The organism is Streptomyces sp. NPDC025651 (genome assembly GCF_055558735.1).
Genome location: NZ_JBVHLZ010000007.1, coordinates 470,934 through 491,669, shown reverse-complemented (window position 1 = coordinate 491,669; position 20,736 = coordinate 470,934). Strand labels below are relative to the sequence as shown.

The following is a 20,736-nucleotide window of genomic DNA, read 5'->3' as shown; positions in this document are numbered from 1 at the left end:
TTCTGGAAGCTGACCCTGAAAGCACCGGGCCCTGACGGCCCGGTCCGACACCCGGTGGTGAGCCAGATGGTTCTCGGGAGCAGCCCCAGGCGGGGGACGGATCACGGGCGGGGAAGGGCGCGGAGCGCGGTACTGGCGGCCGCCGCGGTCCTGCTGATCGTTCCGGCCGCCGCGGCCTGCGGTGACGACAGCGGAGGCGGGGACGGCGGCAAGCCGCCCGAGCCCTCCATGGAGGAGACGACCGAAGCCTCGAAGGAACCACAGGACGGCGCGACCGCGCCCGCCGACCCGGCGGCCGCCAAGAAGGAGGTCGAGGAGAACTGGGAGAAGTTCTTCGACCCCGAGGTCTCCCTCAAGGAGAAGGAGACCGTTCTGGAGAACGGGGCGAAGATGCGCGCCGTACTGAAGAGCTTCAGCGGCGACGAGCGCGGCAAGCAGGTCGCGGCGAAGGTCGGCGAGGTCGAGTTCACCTCGGCCACCGAGGCGGCCGTGACGTACGCACTGACCCTGAAGGGCGCCACCGCGCTGCCCGACGCCTCCGGGACGGCCGTCAACCAGGACGACACCTGGAAGGTGTCCGTCAAGACCCTCTGCGCCCTGGTGAAGCTGAGCGGGAATGCGTCGCCCGGTCCGGGCTGTTGAGGCGCTGCTCGTCGCCGCGCTCCTGACGGCGAGCGCGGCCTGCGGGAGCCGGCTGCCCGAGAGCGACTTCGAGCGGCGCTCCGCGGCGCCCGCACCCGCCGGGGGAGCACCGGTCAGGGTCGGCGTCATCACGAGCGCGACCAGCCCGGTCGGCGGCTCCGCCTTCACGGGTCCGCGCGACGGCGCCCAGGCCTACTTCGACCGCCTGAACGAGCGCGGCGGCATCGCGGGACGCAAGGTCGAGGTGCGCACCTGCGACGACGGCGGCAGCGGCGTCGGCAACAACGACTGCGTGCGCAAGCTGGTCGACGAGCAGAAGGTCGTCGCGCTCGTGGCGACCTCCTCCCTGGACTACGCGGGCGCGTCGAGGGTTTCCGGCGCGGGCGTGCCCGACATCGGGGGCCAGCCCATCGGGTCGGCGTACGAGACGTATCCGCATCTGTACGGGATCTACGGCAGCTCCGCCCCGCGCGAGGGAAAGCCGGGATGGGGCGGCAAGCTGTACGGCGGCACGGAGGTGTACCGCTACTTCAAGCGGGAGCAGGGCGCCAGGACCGCCGCCGTCGTCTCCTACAACCAGGCCTCGTCCGCCGCGTACGCAAGGCTCGTCACCCGGGGCCTGAAGGCCGAGGGGTACGAGGTCGTCACCGAGCAGGTCGACTTCGCGCTGCCCAACTTCCGCGCCGCCGCGGCCGATCTGAAGGAGCGGGACGTCGACCTCGTCTTCGACGCGATGGACACGCACGGCAACGCCCGGCTGTGCGAGGCGATGGACGACGTCGGCGCGGAGGTGACCGCGAAGGTCACCAACGTGCAGAACTGGACGTCCTCCGTGGGCGACGACTACAAGGACGCGCCGCGCTGCCGCAACGCCCTGTGGGCCACGGGATCGAGCCGGAACCACGAGGACACCGGCCACCCGGCCGTACGGGAGTTCCGCGCCGCCATGAAGGGGCACGAGGACCTCTCCCAGTGGCAGTTGGAGGGCTGGGCCGCCGCCATGTGGTTCACCGACGCGGCGAAGTCCTGCACAAGCGGAGGCGGCGACGTCACGCGCGCGTGCGTGGACCGCTTCATGAACCGCGACGAGCCGTACTCCGCGCGCGGGCTGCTTCTCCCGGTCAAGTTCGAGCAAAGGGACGAGCCGCCCAGGACGCGCAGGACGTGTGTGTCGGTGGCCCGCTGGCAGGACGAGAAGGGCTGGGTCACCCAGGGCGGGGACATGAACGACAACTGCTTCGACGTCCCACAGCTCTCCTACCAGCCTTGATGTGTGAGATCGCGGAAAGGTTCCCTTCCCCGGCTACCGATCACGCATCCGTTTGAGAACAGGATGGTGATGACACCCAACCCTTGGCCAGGAATCCCCGTCTAACCCATCGGTAGGCGGACGAGGGGGACTGTCCGCACGGAAGCGCGGAATACGGGGACGCATGCACATCTCTTTCCTGATTCACAACGCGTACGGAATCGGAGGGACGATCCGGACGACGTACAACCTGGCGAACACGCTGGCCCAGCAGCACGACGTCGAGGTCGTCTCCGTCTTCCGGCACCGCGACGAGCCGGTCTTCACGCCCGACCAGCGCGTACGGCTGAGCCACCTCGTCGACCTCCGCAAGGGCACCGCGGGCTACGAGGGCGAGGACCCCGAGCACCTGAGGCCCGCCCGTACGTTCCCCAGCGCCGAGGGCCGCTACGACCAGTACAGCGCGCTCACCGACCGGCGCATCGCCGACCACCTCGCGTCCCTCGACGCGGACGTCGTCGTCGGCACCCGCCCCGGCCTCAACGTGCACATCGCCCGCCAGACCGCGCGCGGCCCCCTGCGGGTGGGTCAGGAACACCTCACGCTCGACAGCCACAGCAGGGAGCTGCGCCGCCAGCTGCGCAGCGTCTACCCCCGCCTCGACGTCCTGACCACGACGACCGAGGCGGACGCCCGCGCCTACACCCGCAAGATGCGGCTGCCCGGCGTCCACGTCCAGGCCGTGCCGAACCCGGTGCCCGCGCCCGGCATCGAGCCGGCCGACGGCTCCCACAAGTGGGTCGTGGCGGCGGGCAGGCTCGCCCCCGTCAAGCGGTACGACCTGCTGATCAGGGCCTTCGACAAGGTGCGGCGCGAGCGCCCCGACTGGCGCCTTCGGATCTACGGCGGCGGCAAGCAGAAGGAGAAGCTCCGCGCGCTGATCGACGAGCTCGGCCTCTACAACCACGTCTTCCTCATGGGCCCCGCCCATCCCATCGAGCCCGAGTGGGCCAAGGGCTCCATCGCCGCCGTCACCTCCAGCCTGGAGTCCTTCGGCATGACGATCGTCGAGGCGATGCGCTGCGGGCTCCCTGTCGTCGCCACCGACTGCCCGCACGGGCCCGGCGAAATCATCGACAACGGTGTCGACGGGCGCCTCGTCGAGGTCGGCAACCCCGACGCCATCGCGGGCGGACTGCTCGAACTGATCAACAACGACTCGCTCCGGCAGCGGATGGCGGGCGCGGCGCTCCAGGACTCCGAGCGCTTCGACCCGGAACGCATCGCCGAGCGCTACGACGCGATGTTCTCCGGGATGCTCGCCCGCGGGAGCTCGCTGGGGGGCCGGATGCGCGGCTCCCTGCACCGCACGCGCGGCGCGCTGCTCGGGGGCGCGTACGCCGTGCGGGATCTCGGCCGCGTACAGACGAAGGGATCGACCGCATGACGGCCTTGGCCACCTCGCAGGCGGCGTCGCACGCCGGGGACGACCAGGAGACGGCCACGGCACCGCATGCCGACTGCATCGCCGACTCCGCCGGAGGCCTCACCTTCGACGTCACCGATCCGGGGGAGCCGGACACGAAGGACGCGGCCTATCTGCTGCTGCGCCGCCGCGACTCCGACGACGAGGTGCGCCTGCCGCTCTCCCCGTCGGCGGACGGCAGGCTGCGGGCCGCGCTGCCCAGCAGCGTCCAGCTCGCCGAGGGCCGCTGGAACGCGTACGCACAGGTCGCCGGCGGCGAGACGCGCCGTCTGATGCCGGGCGTGAACGACCTGCGCTCGCTGGTCGACCGCGCGCCGAGCGGCAGCCGCGGCCATGTCGCGGTGCGCATCCCGTACGCGACGAAGCAGGGCAACCTCTCCGTGCGCAGCTGGCTGCGCGCGCCGCACGCCGAGGCCGGCGAGATCGAGCTCGCCGACGCGGCCATGACCGTCAACGGCCGGGTCTACGGCACCGTGCTCACCGACGACGCGTACGCCGAGGCCGTGCGGCGCGCCGAGCCCGACCTCGTGTACCGGGCCGAAGTCACCGCCGAGGGGCCGGAGTTCGCCTTCCGGCTGCGGCACGGTCTGCTGGCCGACAGCGGCCCCGGGCCCTGGGACCTGTGGCTGCGTCCCGCGGGGGAGAGCGGGCCGCGGGTGCGCCTGGCCCGGCTCCTGGACGACGTCCCGGACAAGAAGACGATCTTCACCTACCCCGTGATGCGCTTCGTGACGGCGGCGCACGGCGCGGTCGAGGCGGGCCCGTACTACACCAACGACAACGACCTGTCGGTCCGCATCCGCGAGGCGCGGGACGAGGGGAAGAGCGGCGGGCAGGGGAACGGCGAGCAGGAGAACGGCACCGAGGCCTGAGACCCCTGACGCCCCTGACGTCCCCGACATCGCGGACCGTGGCTGTCCTCGACCCGGGGCACAATCACGTCCATGTTGGAGACATCGGCACGACTGCTCCGCCTGCTCTCCCTGCTGCAGGCCCACCGCGAATGGTCCGGCGCGGACCTCGCCGACCGGCTCGGCGTCACCCCGCGCACGGTCCGGCGCGACGTGGACCGGCTGCGCGAGCTCGGCTATCCCGTCAACGCGAGCCCCGGCACCGGCGGCGGCTACCAGCTCGGCGCGGGGGCCGAGCTGCCGCCGCTGCTCCTGGACGACGACGAGGCGGTCGCGGTCGCCGTCGGCCTGCGCACCGCCGCGGGGCAGGGCATCGAGGGCATCGGCGAGACCTCCGTACGGGCCCTGACCAAGCTCGAACAGGTGCTGCCGAACAGGCTGCGCCGCCGCGTCGGCGCCCTGAACGCCTTCACCGTGCCGATGCTGCGCACCCCGCAGCCCCAGGGCGTCGACCCTGCGGTCCTGACCGAACTCGCCCACCTGTGCAGGGACTCGGAGCGGCTGCGCTTCGACTACCGCGACCACCAGGGCAGTTCGACCCGCAGGATCGTCGAGCCGCACCGCCTGGTGTGCACCGAGCGCCGCTGGTACCTCGTGGCCTGGGACCTGGACCGCGAGGACTGGCGCACGTTCCGCGCGGACCGCGTCGAGCCGAGGCCGCCGCACGGGCCGCGGTTCGCGCCGCGCACCCCGCCGGCCGACGACCTGGCCGCGTACGTCTCGAAGGGCGTCTCCACGCGCGCGTACGCGGCACAGGCCGTGGTCCGCCTCCTGGTGCCCCTGGCGGAGGCGGCCCAGCGCATCACGCCCTCCGACGGCACCCTGGAGGCCGAGACCGAACAGACCTGTCTGTTGCGCACGGGCGCGGCGAGCCTGGACGTGATGGTCTTCCACGTGATGTTCATGGGCTTCGAGTTCGAGGTCGTCGAGCCCGCCGAGCTGTCCGAGCGGGTCAGGTCGGCCCGGGACCTCCTGAGCCGGGCCCTGGACCGGGGTGCTCCGTCTGGGGATCGGCCCGGGGAACCGACCCGTTCCGAGCGGCCGCGAACGCCGCGTACTCGGGATGGTGCAGGTCGAACGCCGGGGACTCGGAGCGGATCCGGGGCAGCGTGACGAAGTTGTGCCGGGGCGGCGGGCAGGAGGTCGCCCACTCCAGGGAGCGGCCGAAGCCCCAGGGGTCGTCGACGTCCACCTTCTTGCCGTACTTGGCGGTCTTCCAGATGTTGTAGAGGAACGGCAGCGTGGACAGGCCGAGCAGGAACGCCCCGATGGTCGAGATGGTGTTGAGGAGCGTGAAGCCGTCCGCCGCCAGGTAGTCGGCGTAGCGGCGCGGCATGCCCTCGGCGCCCAGCCAGTGCTGGACCAGGAACGTGGTGTGGAAGCCCACGAAGAGCGTCCAGAACTGGAGCTTGCCGAGCCGCTCGTCGAGCATCTTGCCGGTCAGCTTCGGCCACCAGAAGTAGAAGCCGCCGAAGGTCGCGAAGACGACGGTGCCGAACACGACGTAATGGAAGTGGGCGACGACGAAGTACGAGTCGGTGACGTGGAAGTCGAGCGGCGGCGAGGCCAGGATGACGCCGGTCAGGCCGCCGAAGAGGAAGCTCACCAGGAAGCCGACCGCCCACAGCATGGGTGTCTCGAAGGAGAGCGAGCCCTTGAGCATCGTGCCCGTCCAGTTGAAGAACTTCACGCCCGTCGGGACCGCGATGAGGAAGGACACGAAGGAGAAGAAGGGCAGCAGGACCGCGCCGGTGGCGAACATGTGGTGCGCCCACACGACCACGGACAGACCGGTGATGGCCATCGTCGCGCCGACCAGCGGCATGTAGCCGAAGATCGGCTTGCGGCTGAAGACAGGGATGATCTCCGTGACGATGCCGAAGAACGGCAGCGCGATGATGTAGACCTCCGGGTGCCCGAAGAACCAGAACAGGTGCTGCCACAGCAGCGCGCCCCCGTTCTCCGAGGCGAAGACCATCGAGTGGAAGCGCCGGTCGGCCTCCAGGACGAGCAGGGCGGCGGCGAGCACGGGGAACGCGATCAGGACCAGGATCGACGTGAACAGCACATTCCACGTGAAGATGGGCATCCGGAACATCGTCATGCCGGGCGCGCGCATCCCGATGATGGTCGTCAGGAAGTTCACCGAGCCGAGGATCGTGCCGAAGCCGGAGAGCGCGAGCCCCATGATCCACAGATCGGCGCCGATGCCGGGCGAGCGCTCCAGGCTGTTGAGCGGCGCGTACGCGAACCAGCCGAAGGCGGCGGGCCCGCTCGGCACCAGGAGCGAGCCGAGCACCATCAGGCCGCCGAAGAGGAACAGCCAGTACGAGAGCATGTTCAGGCGGGGGAAGGCCACGTCGGGCGAGCCGATCTGCAGCGGCATGATCTCGTTGGCGAACCCCGCGAACGTCGGCGTCGCGAAGAGCAGCAGCATGATCGTGCCGTGCATGGTGAAGGCCTGGTTGAACTCCTCGTTGGTCATCAGCTGCAGCCCGGGGCGGGCCAGTTCGGCCCGCATCATCAGGGCCATCAGGCCCGCGGCGAGGAAGAAGACGAACGACGTGATCAGGTAGAGGTGGCCGATCTTCTTGTGGTCCGTGGTGGTCAGCCAGTCCACGACCACCCGGCCGGGCCGCCGCTCGCGCACCGGCCGCTCGGTCGCACGCACCGTCTCGGTCCCCATCGCTTGCCCCTTCGCCATCGCGTCCTGGGCCTGCCCGAAGCCTGCTCGAAGCTCACGCCATGATGCTCGCGTCGCCCCGACTGCGACAGGGGGCGTACACGGCTTCCGGACGTCCGGCGCGTGGGTGTCCGCGCGGGTGTCCACTCCGGAATCATGAATTCCCTATGCGTCGTCACATCCCGCGCCGCGTCCGGTATTCGGAAATGGGGAGGGCCTGTAAAGAACCCGCGATGTTATTCGGGGCGGGTGGTCGAAGTGATCGGGGATACGGCTTTCGCGTGGCGTGAAGAGGCCCTTGAATTACGTCGCCACAAGTGCGGAACCGCCCGTACGTGTGACGGAGTTCGACCGAAACGCACGTCGTGATCCTGTGACAAAAGCGTGACCGGAGAGGTACCGGTGACGCATGGTGCGCGGCCCCGGCCTTCCCCGCCGACGCCGCGCCGCCTAACGTGGCGGCCATGGCACCTATTCCCACTCCTCCGACGGAGCCCCAGGACAGCCCGGACCGTTACGTGGGCCTGCCGGCCGAGGGCGCCGAGCGACAGGCGCGCGAGCACGGCTGGTCCACCGTCAGGTCGCTGGCGCCGGGCACGATCATCACCATGGAGTACCTCGCGGGGCGGCTGAACTTCGAGGTCGACCAGGGCGTCGTGAAGCGCTGCTGGAAGGGCTGAGCGGCGCTCGCGCGCGCCCCGCGACCGGCACGGCGGAACGACGAAGGCCCCGGCTCCTGTGCGGAACCGGGGCCTTCGCGATGCGAGGGATGGGTTGTGCGTACCGGCCCCCGCCGTCTGGGGTCAGCCGCCCGCCACCGGGCGGGCCGACGTGGTGCCGCGTGAGACGCGGTCGGAGTGCGGCGGCCTGCGGCTGCCCGCGGGGGTGACCGGGCTCCGCTCGGAGCGGGCCGTGTGCGGGCCCGGCGCGAGGTAGGCCGGGCGTCCCGAACGGGCGGCGCCGACCGTCTCGCGGGCGGGCGCGGCGTCCTCCGTGGCGAGGCGCTGGGGCACCATCGCGGAGGCGCCGATGGGCGCGGGCGCCGTTTCGGGGGCGAGGACGACACCGGCGCGGCGGGCGCGCAGGGCCTCGCGGACGCCGAAGACCATGGCCTCGACCCGGGCGACCAGCGGCTCGAACCAGGGCAGCGCGAGCAGGATCAGCAGGCCCGCGGCCCAGCCGAGGAAGACGTCGCTGATCCAGTGCGTACCGAGGTAGACGGTGGTGAGTCCGACGCTGAGGGAGACCACCGCGGACAGGGCCGACAGATAGCGGCGGGTGACCGGGGTCGAGGCGAGGTAGGCCAGGATTCCCCAGGTCACGACGGCGTTGGCGGTGTGGCCGGAGGGGAATATATCGCCGCCGAGCCACATCTCGTTCGAGCCGATGGTGGTGGCGTAGTGCGGGCCGAGGCGGCCCATGCCGAGCTTGGCGGCGCCGACCGTGACGTTGAGCAGCAACAGCGCGGCGCCGAACATCAGGAGCGGGCGCAGGGTGTGCTGCCGCCAGGAGCGCCAGCCGAGCCAGGCCGCGACCATGACGGCGGTGGGGCCGCGCTGGCCGAGGACGACCCAGTAGTCCAGGAAGGCGTGGATCTCGGGCCACTGCTGGTAGGGCCGGAAGAACATGACCTGCCAGTCGAACCGCACCAGCCACGAGGTGGTCAGCACGGCGACGACGATGGCCAGGTAGAAGGCCAGGGTCGCGCTGAAGAGCACGACTCTGTGCCGGCTCATCCTCGGCACATCGAGGTGGGCCGGTCGTTCCGGCTCACGGTCAAGACGGGCGAAGACCCGGTCAAGACGGGTGAGGTTTCGTTCGGTACGCACCCAATCGACGTTACAGCGAGTGAGTGCGGCACTAGGCCGAATCAGTGGCTTTGTGATGACGATGTGATGTGGGATTGATCTCAGGTCGAAGTTTATTCCCCGGGAATCCCCCTGGGAATCCTCATTTCCCCGGCGCTCCCTTACTCAATTCGTTGATCATTTTCGGCGCCGTTTTATGGGTCTTATGAATTCGTTCACCGGTGCCTGGCGTGGAATTTTCCGGCCGGTCGCCGGGGGCGCCGAAATGATCATGACGTGATCACGGTGGGCCCGAGCCGTGCAGCCAGAACGCCCCGTACACCGCGCTCGCCACGGCCACACCCCCCAGGACCAGCGCCGACCTGGACGTACGCAGCCGGGCCAGCGCCACCGCGAGCGGCAGCAGGAGCGGGAAGGCGGGCAGCAGGAGCCGCGGCTTCGAGCCGAAGTAGCCGGCCGCGCACAGCGCGAGCGCGACGACGATCCCGCAGTAGACGAGCAGCGGCAGCGGCTGCCTCTGCCGTACGCCGATGACGTACAGCCACACGACCAGGGCGACGCCCACGATCAGGCCGATCCCCGCGAGAGCCCCGGGCACGGACGTGAACTTCTCCCCGACGAAGCGCGCGAAGGCGTAGCCGAAGTCGAAGCCGTTGCCCCAGCCCGCCTGCACGTCGAGGTAGCCGAAGAGGCCGCCGCCGGTGCGGTGGCCGACCCAGAGCACATAGCCCGCGGCGCCCAGCGGGGCCAGGAGCACGCCGAGGAGCATGCGCCGGTCGGCCCGCCGGTCCCGGTACATCCGCACGGCGGCCGTCACCCAGATCGCGGCGACCACCGCCGCGCCGACCGGCCGGGTCAGACCCGCGAAGGAGGCGAGCACGCCCGCCCACACCCAGCGGCCCCTGAGCACCGCGTACAGCGACCAGGCCGCAAGCGCCGTGAACAGCGACTCGCTGTACGCCATCGACTGCACGATGCCGACGGGCAGCACCGCCCAGAGTCCGACCGCGCAGATCCCTGCCCGGCGCCCGTACACATGGTCGGCGACCGCGAAGATCCCCGCGGCGGCGAAGAGTGAGGCGACCCAGCTGACCACCAGCCCCGCGTCGGCGTACGACAAGGGGCTCACCGCCGAGACGAGCCGCTCCAGCCAGGGCAGCAGCGGGAAGAACGCGAGGTTCGAGTGGACGCTGCCGTCCGGGAGCGTCACCTCCCAGCCGTACCCATGCTCGGCGACGCGGGTGTACCAGAGCGAGTCCCAGCGGGCGGTGAGCAGCGTGTGCGGGCTCTTGCCCGCCACCGCGCCCCACACCGCGAGCACGGCGAGACCCAGCGCACGCACCCCGGCGTACACGAGGAGCGCGGGCGCCGCACGGCGCAGCGCGTGGTCCGCACGGCCCGGCGGGAGGTCTTGATCAAGATCGGTCACGGGCTCGATTATCGGCCGTCGAAGGAACTGGAAGCCCGCCAGGGGCGTGGACGAAGGGTGGGGGCGTGGCGTACGCCACACCGCATCCGTGCAACCGTGAGAGGTCCGCCACGCGCCCCAGGCGTGAACTCGCGTACTCTGACGGCTCACTCGCCTTGTCTGCGCCGCCGGAGCAGGGAGTTCTATCCCGCAGGCCGCCGATGCGAGGGATCACTGGGAGGTACGCACATGTCCGGGACGACCACGGCCGCAGCATCGCAGGGCCGTCGGGGATCCGGGGCCGGTGCCGGGGCCAACCGCTGGGTCGTGCTCGTCGTCCTCTGCGTCAGCCTGCTGCTCGTCGCCGTGGACGCCACCGTGCTGCACGTCGCGGTGCCCGCGGTCACCGAGGACCTGAAGCCGGGCGCGATCGAGCTGCTGTGGATCGTCGACATCTATCCGCTGGTCTGCGCCTCGCTCCTCATCCTCTTCGGCACGCTCGGCGACCGCGTCGGGCGCAGACGCGTGCTCCTCCTCGGATACGCCCTCTTCGGCGTCGCCTCGGCGGTCGCGGCCCTCGCGGACAACGCGCAGGTCCTGATCGCGGCCCGGGCGCTGCTCGGCGTCGGCGGCGCGATGATCATGCCCGCGACGCTCTCGATCCTGCGCCAGGTCTTCCCCGACCGGCGCGAGCGGGCCGTCGCCATCGGCATCTGGAGCGCCGTGGCCGCCGTGGGCGCGGCCGTCGGACCGCTGCTCGGCGGGTTCCTCCTGGAGCACTTCTGGTGGGGCTCGGTCTTCCTCATAAACATCCCGCTGATGCTGGTCAGCCTCCCCATCGGACGCTGGCTGCTGCCCGAGTCCACCGGGGACCGCGACGGGCCGTGGGACGTGACCGGCGCGCTGATGGCCGCGGCCGGACTCTTCGGCGTCGTGCTCGGCGTGAAGCGGCTCGGCGGCGGCGAGTCGCCGCTCGGCGCCACCACCCTGGTCTCCCTCGCCGTGGGCACCGTCCTGCTCGTCGGCTTCGTCCGCAGACAGCGCAGGCGCAAGCACCCGCTGGTCGACCTGTCGATGTTCGCGCGCCCCGCCTTCAGCACGTCGGTCGGCTGCATCGTCCTCGCCATGCTCGCCCTGGTGGGCCTGGAACTGATCGCCGCGCAGTACCTCCAGCTGGTCCTCGGCCTGTCCCCGCTGGAGACGGGGCTGCGCCTGCTGCCCCTCACCATCGCCGCGATGGCCGCGGGCCTCGCCGGATCCAAGCTCCTGAGCCGCTTCGGCCCGCGCGCGATGGTCTGCGCCGGCTTCTGCCTCACCGCCTTCGCCGTGGTGCTCCTCACCGGCATGGGCGGCCACGCCAACGACGTGCTGCTCCTCACCGGCTTCGTCCTGCTCGGCTTCGGCCTGGAGACCACGCTCTTCGGCGCGTACGAGTCGATGCTCAGCGAGGCGCCGCCGTCGCAGGCGGGCGGGGCGGCCGCGATCGGCGAGACCTCGTACCAGCTGGGCGCGGGCATCGGCATCGCCCTGCTCGGCAGCGTCATGAACGCGGCGTACGCGCCGGGCCTCTCCTCCGTCCGCGGCGTGCCGGCGGCGGACAGCGCCGCGGCGAGCCACTCGCTCGGCGAGGCCTACGGGGTCGCCTCGCGGCTCGGCGGCGAGGCGGGCGACGCCCTGCGGGCCGCTGCCCGGGACGCCTTCGTGCACGGGCTGCACGTGACCTTGCTGGTCAGCGCGGGGCTGCTGCTCATCGGGGCCCTCGCGGCGCTGAAGCTGCCGCGGGCCATGGAGTGCGGGGCGCCTGCGGCGCGGCTTGAGCAGGGGGTGCCGGCGCCCCGTGACCCCGCGGGGGTCGGGGCCGAGTCGCTTCGCTGAGGTGCGTTCTGGCCTTCGGCCAAGGCTTTCCCCACCCGCCCGCCCTTTCAGGGCGGGTGGATGGCTGAGGTTCAGGGGGGCGTGGGGTGGGGGGCTTCGGGTGTAGGCGCTCAGCAGCTGGTCGCGCCCGCGCGGCGGAGCCGCATATGGGCACAGCCCCGCGCCCCTGAGGGGGCCCGAGCCGCTCTGGACGTGCGGGACACTCCGTCGTAACGTCAGCGCGAGCCGTAGCTAACTACCACTGCTAGTTTTGTGCCGCCGGAGGCCCGCATGTCCGCAAGTGCCCGCACCCCTCTGCCGCCCTTCGACCCCACCGACCCCCTCGGCATCGACGACCTCCTCGACCCCGAGGACCTCGCGATCCGTGACACCGTGCGCACCTGGGCCACGGACCGGGTCCTGCCGCACGTCGCCGACTGGTACGAGAAGGGCGAGCTGCCCGGCATCCGCGAGCTGGCCCGCGAGCTCGGCTCCCTCGGGGCGCTCGGCATGTCCCTTCAGGGCTACGGCTGCGCCGGTGCGAGCGCCGTGCAGTACGGGCTCGCCTGCCTGGAGCTGGAGGCCGCCGACTCCGGGATCAGGTCCCTGGTCTCGGTGCAGGGGTCCCTCGCCATGTACGCGATCTGGAAGTTCGGCTCCGAGGAACAGAAGCAGCGGTGGCTGCCGGGCATGGCGGCCGGCGAGATCATCGGGTGCTTCGGCCTGACCGAGCCCGACCACGGCTCCGACCCGGCGTCCATGCGGACCCACGCCAAGAAGGACGGCACCGACTGGGTGCTCAGCGGGCGGAAGATGTGGATCACCAACGGGTCGGTCGCCGGTGTCGCCGTCGTCTGGGCGCAGACCGAGGACGGGATCCGCGGTTTCGTCGTGCCGACGGACAGCCCCGGGTTCTCGGCGCCCGAGATCAAGCACAAGTGGTCGCTGCGCGCGAGCGTCACCAGTGAGCTGGTGATGGACGAGGTGCGGCTGCCCGCCGACGCCGTGCTCCCCGAGGTCGTCGGCCTCAAGGGCCCGCTCAGCTGTCTCTCCCACGCCCGGTACGGCATCGTCTGGGGCGCCATGGGCGCGGCCCGCTCCTCCTTCGAGGCGGCCGTGGAGTACGCGAAGACCCGCGAGCAGTTCGGCAGGCCCATCGGCGGCTTCCAGCTCACCCAGGCCAAGCTCGCCGACATGGCGGTCGAGCTGCACAAGGGCATCCTGCTCGCCCACCACCTCGGGCGGCGCCTGGACGCGGGCAGGCTCCGTCCCGAGCAGGTCAGTTTCGGCAAGCTCAACAACGTACGAGAAGCGATCGAGATCTGCCGCACGTCCAGGACGATCCTGGGCGCCAACGGGATCTCGCTCGAGTACCCCGTCATGCGGCACGCGACGAACCTCGAGTCGGTGCTCACCTACGAGGGCACCGTCGAGATGCATCAGCTGGTACTGGGCAAGGCGCTCACCGGTCTCGACGCCTTCCGGTGACCGGTCCGGCCACGGGTCCGGCTCCGGTGAGCGGCCCTGCCCCTAGCTCTGGTTGAAGAAGCCGTCCGAGGGACGGCTCGCGGCCTCGCCGCTGACGATCTGCGTGTCGGCGGGGGTGAGCAGGAAGACCCGCGTCGCCACGCGCTCGATCGAACCGCGCAGACCGAAGGTGAGGCCGGCCGCGAAGTCGACTACGCGCTTGGCGTCGGTGGGCTCCATGGACGTGAGGTTCATGATGACCGGGACGCCGTCCCGGAAGAGCTCGCCGATGCCGCGCGCGTCCCGGAAGCTGTCCGGGGTCACGGTCCCGATCCGGTGTCCCTGCTCCTCGGCCGTCTCGCTCGCCACCCGCACCCGCGGGTCGGTGACCCAGGCCTCCGGCTGGTCGGGCCCCTCAGTCCGGTCGTCTTCGTAGCCGTCGTCGTAGTAACGCTCGTCGTTGTTGTCGTCGACGAGGCCAAGCCAGGCACTCGCCTTGCGCACCGATCCCATGGACGCCTCCTCTCACAGCGGTTTCCCTGCGTTCCGCATCCCTATGGTCGTCCATGATGCGGATGGTGCGCCAAGTGGATAGTCGCCGCGCGGGGTTTTCGTGACGGTACTGGTGCAGAGTCAACACGCCGACGCACGTGGCACTCCAAGGGTATTGCCGTGTACGGCTGCTGACGGAGAGTGAAATATGATTCTTCACGGCGTATGGGTGACGGTCGGTGCGTCCGGGTGAACGAGACCCTCTACGATGCCGGAGTTGATCGACATCGGGCTCTCGGGGGAGTCGTCTTGTTCGGAATCGTGCGGCCCTGCAGTCATCGTCTCGGCGAAGGACTCAAGACGCAGTGGATGGCGCACCTGTGCGGGCTCTGCCTCGCACTGCGCGGTGACCACGGGCAGTTCGCCCGCGTCGTCACCAACTACGACGGGCTCATCATCTCGGTTCTGACGGAGGCTCAGGCCGAGCGGGCCACCGGGTGGCGGCGCACCGCGGGGCCCTGTCCGCTGCGCGGGATGCGCACGGCCTCCGTCGCGCAGGGCGAGGGGGCGCGGCTCGCCGCCGCCGTCTCGCTGGTGCTCGCGTCGGCCAAGGTCCGTGACCATGTCGTCGACGGGGACGGGCTGCTCGCCCGCAGGCCGGTGGCCGTCGCCGCCCGGCGCGTGGCCAGGAGCTGGGACAAGGCGGGGGCGCGGACCGGCGCCGATGTGGGATTCGACACGGCGGTTCTGGTCGACGCCGTCGAACGGCAGGCCGGCGTCGAGGCCTTGGCGGGCCCCGGCACCTCGCTGCTCGCGGTCACCGAGCCGACCGAGACGGCGACCGCCGCGGCCTTCGCGCACACCGCCGTGCTCGCCGGGCGGCCCGGCAACGCGGAGCCGCTCGCCGAGGCCGGCCGGCTCTTCGGCCGCCTCGCGCACCTGCTCGACGCCGTGGAGGACAAGGAAGCTGACGCCGCGTCGGGTGCGTGGAACCCGCTCGCCGCGACCGGCACGTCCCTGGCCGAGGCGCGGCGGCTGGCCGACGACGCGCTGCACGGCATCCGGCTCGCGCTGCGTGACGCCGAGTTCACCGACGGCAAGCTCGCGCACCTGCTGCTCGCGCACGAGCTGGGCCGGTCGATCGACCGGGCCTTCGGCACCGACGCGTGCGGGCACACCCATGAGGTGACGGCCCATCAGGGCGGGTCCTTCGGGCCGCCGCAGGGCGGCGGACAGCACGACGGACAACAGGGCGGGCCGTACGGACCTCCCTCCAGTGGTCCGTACGGCCCGCAGAATCCGTACGGGGGTGGCAATCCGTACGGAGGCGGTGGGCCCGCTGTTCCGGGTGGGCCGGGTGGGCCGGGTGGCCCCGGTGGCTTCGGTGGCGGGCCCGACTTCGGGAAGCCGCCGAAGCCGGGCAGGCGGGGCTTCTGGGCGGGGTGCGCCGTCGCCATCGGGCTGTGCTGTACGTGCAAGATGTGCTGCGCCGACGAGTACGAGGGTCCCTGGTCGCGCAAGAAGCGCGAGGGGTGCTGCTCGAACTGCGACTGCGGCGACGCGGGCTGCTGCTCGTGCTGCGAGTGCTGTGCGTGCTGCGATTGCGGGCTGTGAACGGGCCGCGCCCCGCAGGGGCGCGGGGAACCGCGCGACAAGCCACGACGAACCCGCAGGAGTCCGACGGCGTGACGAGGCAGATCCGGCCGGTCAGTCCTTGATCTCCGGTGGGGAGATCCGTGACTTCTCGATCGCCGAGCCCTGGGTGCCCCACTTGTTCAGGATGCGGTCGTACGTCCCGTCCTTGATCAGCTGATCGACCGCGGCCCGGAACGCGGGCGCCAGCTTCGTGCCCTTCTTGAAGGCGAAGCCGACGTCGAGCCGGTGGTACTCGCCGAGGAACTTCAGGCCCTCCTGCTGCTTCACCGCGTACCGCAGGCCGTTGATGGTGGACATCACCACGTCGGCGCGGCCCTGCTGCAGCGCGGCCCAGATCGCGCTCTGCTCGGCGTACGTCTTCACGCTGTACGGCTTCTTGCCCGCGTCCTCGCAGACGTGCTTGTTGTCCTCAAGAGTGACCTCGAAGGTGGTGCCCGCGCCGGTCGCCACGTTCAGGCCGCACAGCTGCTCGAAGTCGGTGACCTTCTTCAGCTTGCTGTCCTTGCGGACGGCGAAGCCCTGGCCGTCGTTGATGTACGTGACGAAGTCGATGGTCCTGCGGCGTTCGTCGGTGACGCCGAAGTTGCCGGTGCCCAGGTCGTACTTGCCGCTGCCGAGGGCGGGCAGGATCGCCTCGAAGCTCGCGGCCTCCCGCTTCAGCCTCAGGCCGAGGACCTTGGCGACCGCGTCCGCGAAGTCGATGTCCTGGCCGACGATCGTCCTGCCGTCCTCCAGGTAGAGCGCGCCGGGCGGGGTGCCGCCGACGGAGGAGGCGAGGGCGAGCGTGCCCCGCTCGCGCACGTCCGCGGGCAGCAGGTCCGCCGCGGCCCCGTTCTTCTTGACGGAGGACACCACGTCCGTGGTCGGGATCTTCGCGCTGTCGCCGGCCGGGGCCGCGCCCGACGCGGTCTGCCCGGAGTCGCCGGAGCCGCAGGCGGTCAGCGCGAGGGTGGCGGCGGTGATCAGGGCGAAGGCCGCCGGGAGGCGGCGCGGATGCGGGGGCGTGCTCATGGCGTGGCGTTCTCCAGCTCGGCAGGGCAGGGCGAAGCGGACGTACGAGGGGAGGGGTGCCGCCGCTCAGGACGCGAGAGGCGTGAGAGCGGTGACGTACGCGTGTGAAGGCGGGCTCAACGGCGTGCGGGAGCACGGACGTTGGAGAGGCAAGACGCGCGGGAGCCGAACTCCGACGGGCCCGAAGGGCTCAGCGGGTGCGTGATGCGCAGGGGGTGCGTGACGCGCGGCGGGGTCGGCTCAAGAGGGCATCAACAAGACGCCGACCACACTCGACCGAAGTCGATGTGGGAGCGCGTGACCAGCCACTGCTGCGGATGCATGAGCTAAGTGGAACAGGCATCCGTTTCCGCGTCAACTGCCGTGAGACGTACGGCTCATATCCTGGACAGTCTTGACAGTGGACGTGAAGCGCCCCGTAGTGTCGAGGGCGGATCGTGCTGAGGGGCTCGGTCCGTGTGAAGGCGTCACCCGTGTTCGATCGTCTGTATCCACGGAGCCTTCCGCATGTCTTCCGACACCCTCGCCAAAGTCGCGACCGCCCCTCCACCCGGTAGTCCCGAAGGGCTCGACGCCACGCCCCGCATCGTGCCGCGGCCCCGTGCCGGGCAGTGGACGGCGGCCGCGGTCGTCCTGGTGCTGCTCGCGCTGGTGGCCAACTCCGTCGTACGCAATGAGGCGTTCCAGTGGGACGTCGTCGCCGACTACTTCACCTCGGCGTCCGTGCTGCGCGGCCTCGGGCTCACGCTCTGGCTGACCGCCCTCGTCATGGCGCTCGGCTTCGCACTCGGCACGCTGCTCGCCATGGCCAGGCTCTCCGCCAACCCCGTGCTCAGGTCGGTGAGTTGGGGGTACGTCTGGTTCTTCAGGTCGATGCCGATCCTGGTGCAGCTGCTGTTCTGGTTCAACATCGGGGCGCTGTACCCGGAGTTGTTCGGCGTGAAGACGGTGAATCTGCTCGGTCCCGTCACCATCGCCGTCATCGGACTCACCCTGCACGAGGCCGCGTACGCCGCCGAAGTCGTGCGCGGCGGCATCCTCTCCGTCGACCGCGGGCAGATCGAGGCCGCGCAGTCGCTCGGGCTCGGGCGGTGGCGCCGCTGGCGGCGGATCGTGCTGCCGCAGGCCATGCGGTCCATCGTGCCGCCCGCGGGCAACATGCTGATCGGCACGCTCAAGGGGACCTCGATCGTCTCCGTCATCGCCGTGCAGGACCTGCTCTACTCCGTGCAGCTCGTCTACCACCGCACCTACCAGGTCATCCCGCTCCTCATGGTCGCCACCCTCTGGTACGTCGTGGTCACCTCGGTGCTCGGTGTCGGGCAGTACTACGTCGAGCGGCACTACGCGCGCGGCTCGGAGCGTGCCCGGTGAGGCGCTCCCTGGTGATCGTGGGCGCGGGCCCGCGCGCCACCGGCATCCTGGAGCGCATCGGCGCCAACGCGCCCGAGCTGTACGGGGGTTCGGGCGGCGGGGGTTCGGGCGTCGAGGGGCTCGACATCCACCTCGTCGACCCCTATCCGCCGGGCGGCGGGCGCATCTGGCGACACGACCAGTCGCCGCTGCTCTGGATGAACTCGCAGGCCCAGGACGTCACGATGTTCACCGACGAGACGGTGGAGGTGACGGGCCCCGTCCTGCCGGGCCCCGCGCTCCACGAGTGGACCGGACGGGACGGGCGGGCCTTCCTCGGCCGCCGCGAACAGAGCGGCTACATGCGCTGGGTGTACGAGAAGGCCGTGGCCGCCCTGCCGAAGGGCGTCGCCGTCCACCACCACCGGCGCAGGGCGCTGCGCGTCACCGGGGCGCGTGACACCCGCCAGGAGGTGCTGCTCGACGGCGTCGAGGAGCCGCTCGCCGCCGACCTCGTCATCCTCGCGCAAGGCCACCTTGACGCCGAACTCGACGAGGAGCAGAAGGAGTTGGCCGCCTACGCCGAGGCCAACGGCCTCGTGCACCTGCCCCCCGACTTCACCGCCGACAGCGACCTGTCGCGGCTCGCGCCCGGCGCGCCCGTCATCGTGCGCGGCTTCGGGCTCGCCTTCGTCGACCTGATGGTGCTGCTCACCGAGGGGCGCGGCGGACGGCACGAAGGGGACACGTACGTGCCCTCGGGGCGCGAGCCCGTCCTGTACGTCGGGTCACGGCGCGGCGTCCCCTACCACTCGAAGATCGGCTACGACTGGGAGGGTGAACGGCCGCCGCTGCCGCGGTACTTGGGCCCGCGCCAGATCGAGGAACTCCTCGCGCTTCCCGGCGGCTTCGACTTCCGGCGGGACGTCTGGCCGCTCATCGAGAAGGAGCTCGGCTTCGCCCACTACCACCGCCTCTTCACCGCGCACCCCGAGCGCACCAGGACCCCCTGGCCGGACTTCGACGAGAAGTACGAGGCCTGCGCGCCGGGCAGCCCCGAACTGGACGCCCTCGTCGCCTCCGCCGTGCCCGACCCCGCGGACCGGCTCGACCTCACGGCCCTCGACCACCCCCTGGCCGGGGTGCGGTACCCCTCGTACGAGGCGCTGCAGGAAGGCCTGCGCGGGTACATCGGGGGCGACCTGACGCGCAGGCACGACCCGGGGCACAGCCCCGACCTCGCCGTCTTCCTCGGACTGCTCTCCGTCTACGGGCAGGTGGTGCGGCTCGGGGACGTGGGGCAGTGGTGGCACGGGTTCTTCAGCTACCTCGCGTCCGGGCCGCCGGGACCCCGGCTGCGGCAGCTGCTCGCCCTCTCGCGCGCCGGGGTCGTGCGGTTCCTCGGCGCGGACGTCCATGTGGCCGCGGAGGACGGGGTGTTCCGCGCGCAGAGCCCCACCCTGCCGGGGCAGGTCACCGAGGCCCGTGCGCTCGTCGAGGCGCGGCTGCCGCAGCCCACCCTCGACCGCACCAAGGACCCGCTCCTTCGCGCGCTGCGCGCCGAGGGGGCCGCGTCGACCGAGGCGGGACTCCTCGCCGTCGACCCGGTCGACGGGCGGGTGCTCGACCGCGCGGGGGTGCCGCACCCGCGCCGCTTCGCGCTCGGCCCGCACACCAACGCGCGCGGCGCGGGGGCGTTCACCCGGCCGCGGACCAACAGCCCCACCTTCCGGCAGAACGACGCCACCGCGCGCGCCGTACTCGACTTCCTGCGCACCTCCACGACCCGAGGAACCCATGTCCCTGACCAGTGATCCACCCGTCAGCGAAGGCGACAGGGCCACGCGGCCGGCAGGTGACGACCACGCCGCCCTGAAGGTCGTGCCCGTCCGGCACCCCTGGCGGTGGGCCGCCGTCGCCGCGACCGCCGTCCTGGTCGCGCAGTTCGCGCACGGACTCGTCGCCAACCCGGCCTGGGAGTGGGGCGTGTTCGCCGAGTTCTTCACCGCGGACGTGATCCTCAAGGCCGTCTGGGTCACCCTTCAACTGACCTTCTACGGCACGGCACTCGGCTTCGCGCTCGGCATCGTCCTCGCCTTCATGCGGCTCTCCGCGAGCCCCTTCCTGCGGTCGGTGGCCTTCGCGTACGTCTGGGCGTTCCGCTCGATCCCGCTCATCGTGCAGCTGCTGTTCTGGTTCAACCTCGCCTACCTCTACAAGGAGCTGCGGTTCGGCATCCCGTTCGGGCCCGGCTTCTTCTCCTTCGACACCATGGGGCTGGTCGGCGCGATGGGCGCCGCGGTCCTCGGACTCGCCCTGCACCAGGCCGCGTACGCCGCGGAGATCGTGCGGGCGGGCGTACTGGCCGTCGACAGCGGCCAGTCGGAGGCCGCGGCCGCGCTCGGCATCCCCCGGGCGCGGCAGCTGCGCAGGATCGTTCTTCCCCAGGCGATGCGGTCGATCCTGCCGAACGCCGCCAACGAGATCATCTCCCTCTTCAAGGGCACCTCGATCGTCTCCGTCATGGCGATCGGTGAGCTCTTCTACCAAGTGCAGGTCATCTACGGCCGCAACGGCCGCGTCGTGCCGCTCCTGATGGTCGCCACCGTCTGGTACATCCTCCTGACCAGCGCGCTCTCCGTCCTTCAGCACTACGTCGAACGTCACTTCTCCAAGGGGGCCGCGCGATGAGCGCCCAGATCGCCGACACGAAGAC

At 71.1% G+C, this 20,736-nt stretch carries 16 protein-coding genes and 1 pseudogene; 12 read left to right on the top strand and 5 right to left on the bottom strand.

Annotated elements, in window-relative coordinates; translation table 11 throughout:
• Nucleotides 1-66: 66 nt before the first annotated feature.
• The 5 genes from ACZ4D5_RS26260 (at nt 67) to ACZ4D5_RS26240 (ending at nt 5,401) form a co-directional block, all read left to right on the top strand.
• Complete coding sequence (locus tag ACZ4D5_RS26260; protein ID WP_467774841.1) at nt 67-642, top strand: MTB12 C-terminal domain-containing protein; 576 nt, start codon at nt 67-69, stop codon at nt 640-642.
• Nucleotides 617-1,912 (top strand): ABC transporter substrate-binding protein, encoded by a 1,296-nt coding sequence (locus tag ACZ4D5_RS26255; protein ID WP_467774840.1) that lies wholly within the window; start codon nt 617-619, stop codon nt 1,910-1,912. Before ACZ4D5_RS26260 ends, ACZ4D5_RS26255 begins: the two co-directional genes overlap by 26 nt.
• Nucleotides 1,913-2,075: 163 nt before the next feature.
• Entirely contained in the window at nt 2,076-3,338 is a 1,263-nt protein-coding gene (locus ACZ4D5_RS26250) for a glycosyltransferase family 4 protein (protein WP_467774839.1), read from the top strand.
• Nucleotides 3,335-4,249: a hypothetical protein gene (locus ACZ4D5_RS26245; protein WP_467774838.1), complete on the top strand. Its 915-nt coding sequence runs from the start codon at nt 3,335-3,337 to the stop codon at nt 4,247-4,249. The genes ACZ4D5_RS26250 and ACZ4D5_RS26245 overlap by 4 nt, the downstream gene beginning before the upstream one ends.
• 72 nt (nt 4,250-4,321) lie before the next feature.
• Nucleotides 4,322-5,401: a helix-turn-helix transcriptional regulator gene (locus tag ACZ4D5_RS26240; protein WP_467774837.1), complete on the top strand. Its 1,080-nt coding sequence runs from the start codon at nt 4,322-4,324 to the stop codon at nt 5,399-5,401.
• 1 nt (nt 5,402) lies between these two features.
• On the opposite strand, the pseudogene ctaD reads toward ACZ4D5_RS26240, so the two are convergent.
• Nucleotides 5,403-6,974, bottom strand: a pseudogene (gene ctaD, locus ACZ4D5_RS26235) (aa3-type cytochrome oxidase subunit I); the annotation flags it as partial.
• Nucleotides 6,975-7,435: 461 nt separating this feature from the next.
• On the opposite strand from ctaD, the gene ACZ4D5_RS26230 reads away from it, so the two are divergent.
• Nucleotides 7,436-7,651: an I78 family peptidase inhibitor gene (locus ACZ4D5_RS26230; protein ID WP_467774836.1), complete on the top strand. Its 216-nt coding sequence runs from the start codon at nt 7,436-7,438 to the stop codon at nt 7,649-7,651.
• 123 nt (nt 7,652-7,774) lie between these two features.
• On the opposite strand, the gene ACZ4D5_RS26225 is transcribed toward ACZ4D5_RS26230, so the two are convergent.
• Nucleotides 7,775-8,800, bottom strand: coding sequence for a phosphatase PAP2 family protein (locus ACZ4D5_RS26225; RefSeq protein WP_467774835.1), 1,026 nt, complete (start codon nt 8,798-8,800; stop codon nt 7,775-7,777).
• A gap of 259 nt (nt 8,801-9,059) precedes the next feature.
• Nucleotides 9,060-10,208 carry a mannosyltransferase family protein gene (locus tag ACZ4D5_RS26220; protein WP_467774834.1) on the bottom strand — a complete coding sequence of 383 codons (1,149 nt, stop codon included), beginning with the start codon at nt 10,206-10,208 and terminating at the stop codon, nt 9,060-9,062.
• A 228-nt stretch (nt 10,209-10,436) separates the two neighbouring features.
• Here ACZ4D5_RS26220 and ACZ4D5_RS26215 point away from each other — a divergent pair, with 228 nt between their 5' ends.
• Together ACZ4D5_RS26215 and ACZ4D5_RS26210 are read left to right on the top strand one after the other, a co-directional pair.
• Nucleotides 10,437-12,062, top strand: coding sequence for an MFS transporter (locus ACZ4D5_RS26215; RefSeq protein ID WP_467774833.1), 1,626 nt, complete (start codon nt 10,437-10,439; stop codon nt 12,060-12,062).
• A 270-nt stretch (nt 12,063-12,332) separates the two neighbouring features.
• The gene (locus tag ACZ4D5_RS26210) at nt 12,333-13,529 is read left to right on the top strand and encodes an acyl-CoA dehydrogenase family protein (RefSeq protein ID WP_467774832.1); all 1,197 of its coding nucleotides are present in this window, start codon (nt 12,333-12,335) and stop codon (nt 13,527-13,529) included.
• 42 nt (nt 13,530-13,571) lie between these two features.
• Here ACZ4D5_RS26210 and ACZ4D5_RS26205 read toward each other — a convergent pair whose 3' ends face one another.
• The gene (locus ACZ4D5_RS26205) at nt 13,572-14,021 is read right to left on the bottom strand and encodes a cell division protein SepF (RefSeq protein ID WP_362327059.1); all 450 of its coding nucleotides are present in this window, start codon (nt 14,019-14,021) and stop codon (nt 13,572-13,574) included.
• A gap of 288 nt (nt 14,022-14,309) precedes the next feature.
• Here ACZ4D5_RS26205 and ACZ4D5_RS26200 point away from each other — a divergent pair, with 288 nt between their 5' ends.
• Nucleotides 14,310-15,614 (top strand): DUF5685 family protein, encoded by a 1,305-nt coding sequence (locus tag ACZ4D5_RS26200; RefSeq protein WP_467774831.1) that lies wholly within the window; start codon nt 14,310-14,312, stop codon nt 15,612-15,614.
• 93 nt (nt 15,615-15,707) lie between these two features.
• Here ACZ4D5_RS26200 and ACZ4D5_RS26195 read toward each other — a convergent pair whose 3' ends face one another.
• Nucleotides 15,708-16,667, bottom strand: coding sequence for an ABC transporter substrate-binding protein (locus ACZ4D5_RS26195; protein WP_467774830.1), 960 nt, complete (start codon nt 16,665-16,667; stop codon nt 15,708-15,710).
• Nucleotides 16,668-17,174: 507 nt separating this feature from the next.
• Here ACZ4D5_RS26195 and ACZ4D5_RS26190 point away from each other — a divergent pair.
• From ACZ4D5_RS26190 to ACZ4D5_RS26180, 3 genes are read left to right on the top strand one after another with little or no spacing between them, the layout of a single operon-like run.
• Entirely contained in the window at nt 17,175-18,041 is an 867-nt protein-coding gene (locus tag ACZ4D5_RS26190) for an amino acid ABC transporter permease (protein ID WP_467774829.1), read from the top strand.
• Nucleotides 18,038-19,834, top strand: a complete 1,797-nt coding sequence (locus ACZ4D5_RS26185; RefSeq protein WP_467774828.1) for an FAD/NAD(P)-binding protein — start codon at nt 18,038-18,040, stop codon at nt 19,832-19,834. Before ACZ4D5_RS26190 ends, ACZ4D5_RS26185 begins: the two co-directional genes overlap by 4 nt.
• Nucleotides 19,818-20,711 (top strand): amino acid ABC transporter permease, encoded by an 894-nt coding sequence (locus tag ACZ4D5_RS26180; RefSeq protein ID WP_467774827.1) that lies wholly within the window; start codon nt 19,818-19,820, stop codon nt 20,709-20,711. The genes ACZ4D5_RS26185 and ACZ4D5_RS26180 overlap by 17 nt, the downstream gene beginning before the upstream one ends.
• The last annotated feature ends 25 nt before the right edge of the window (nt 20,712-20,736 follow it).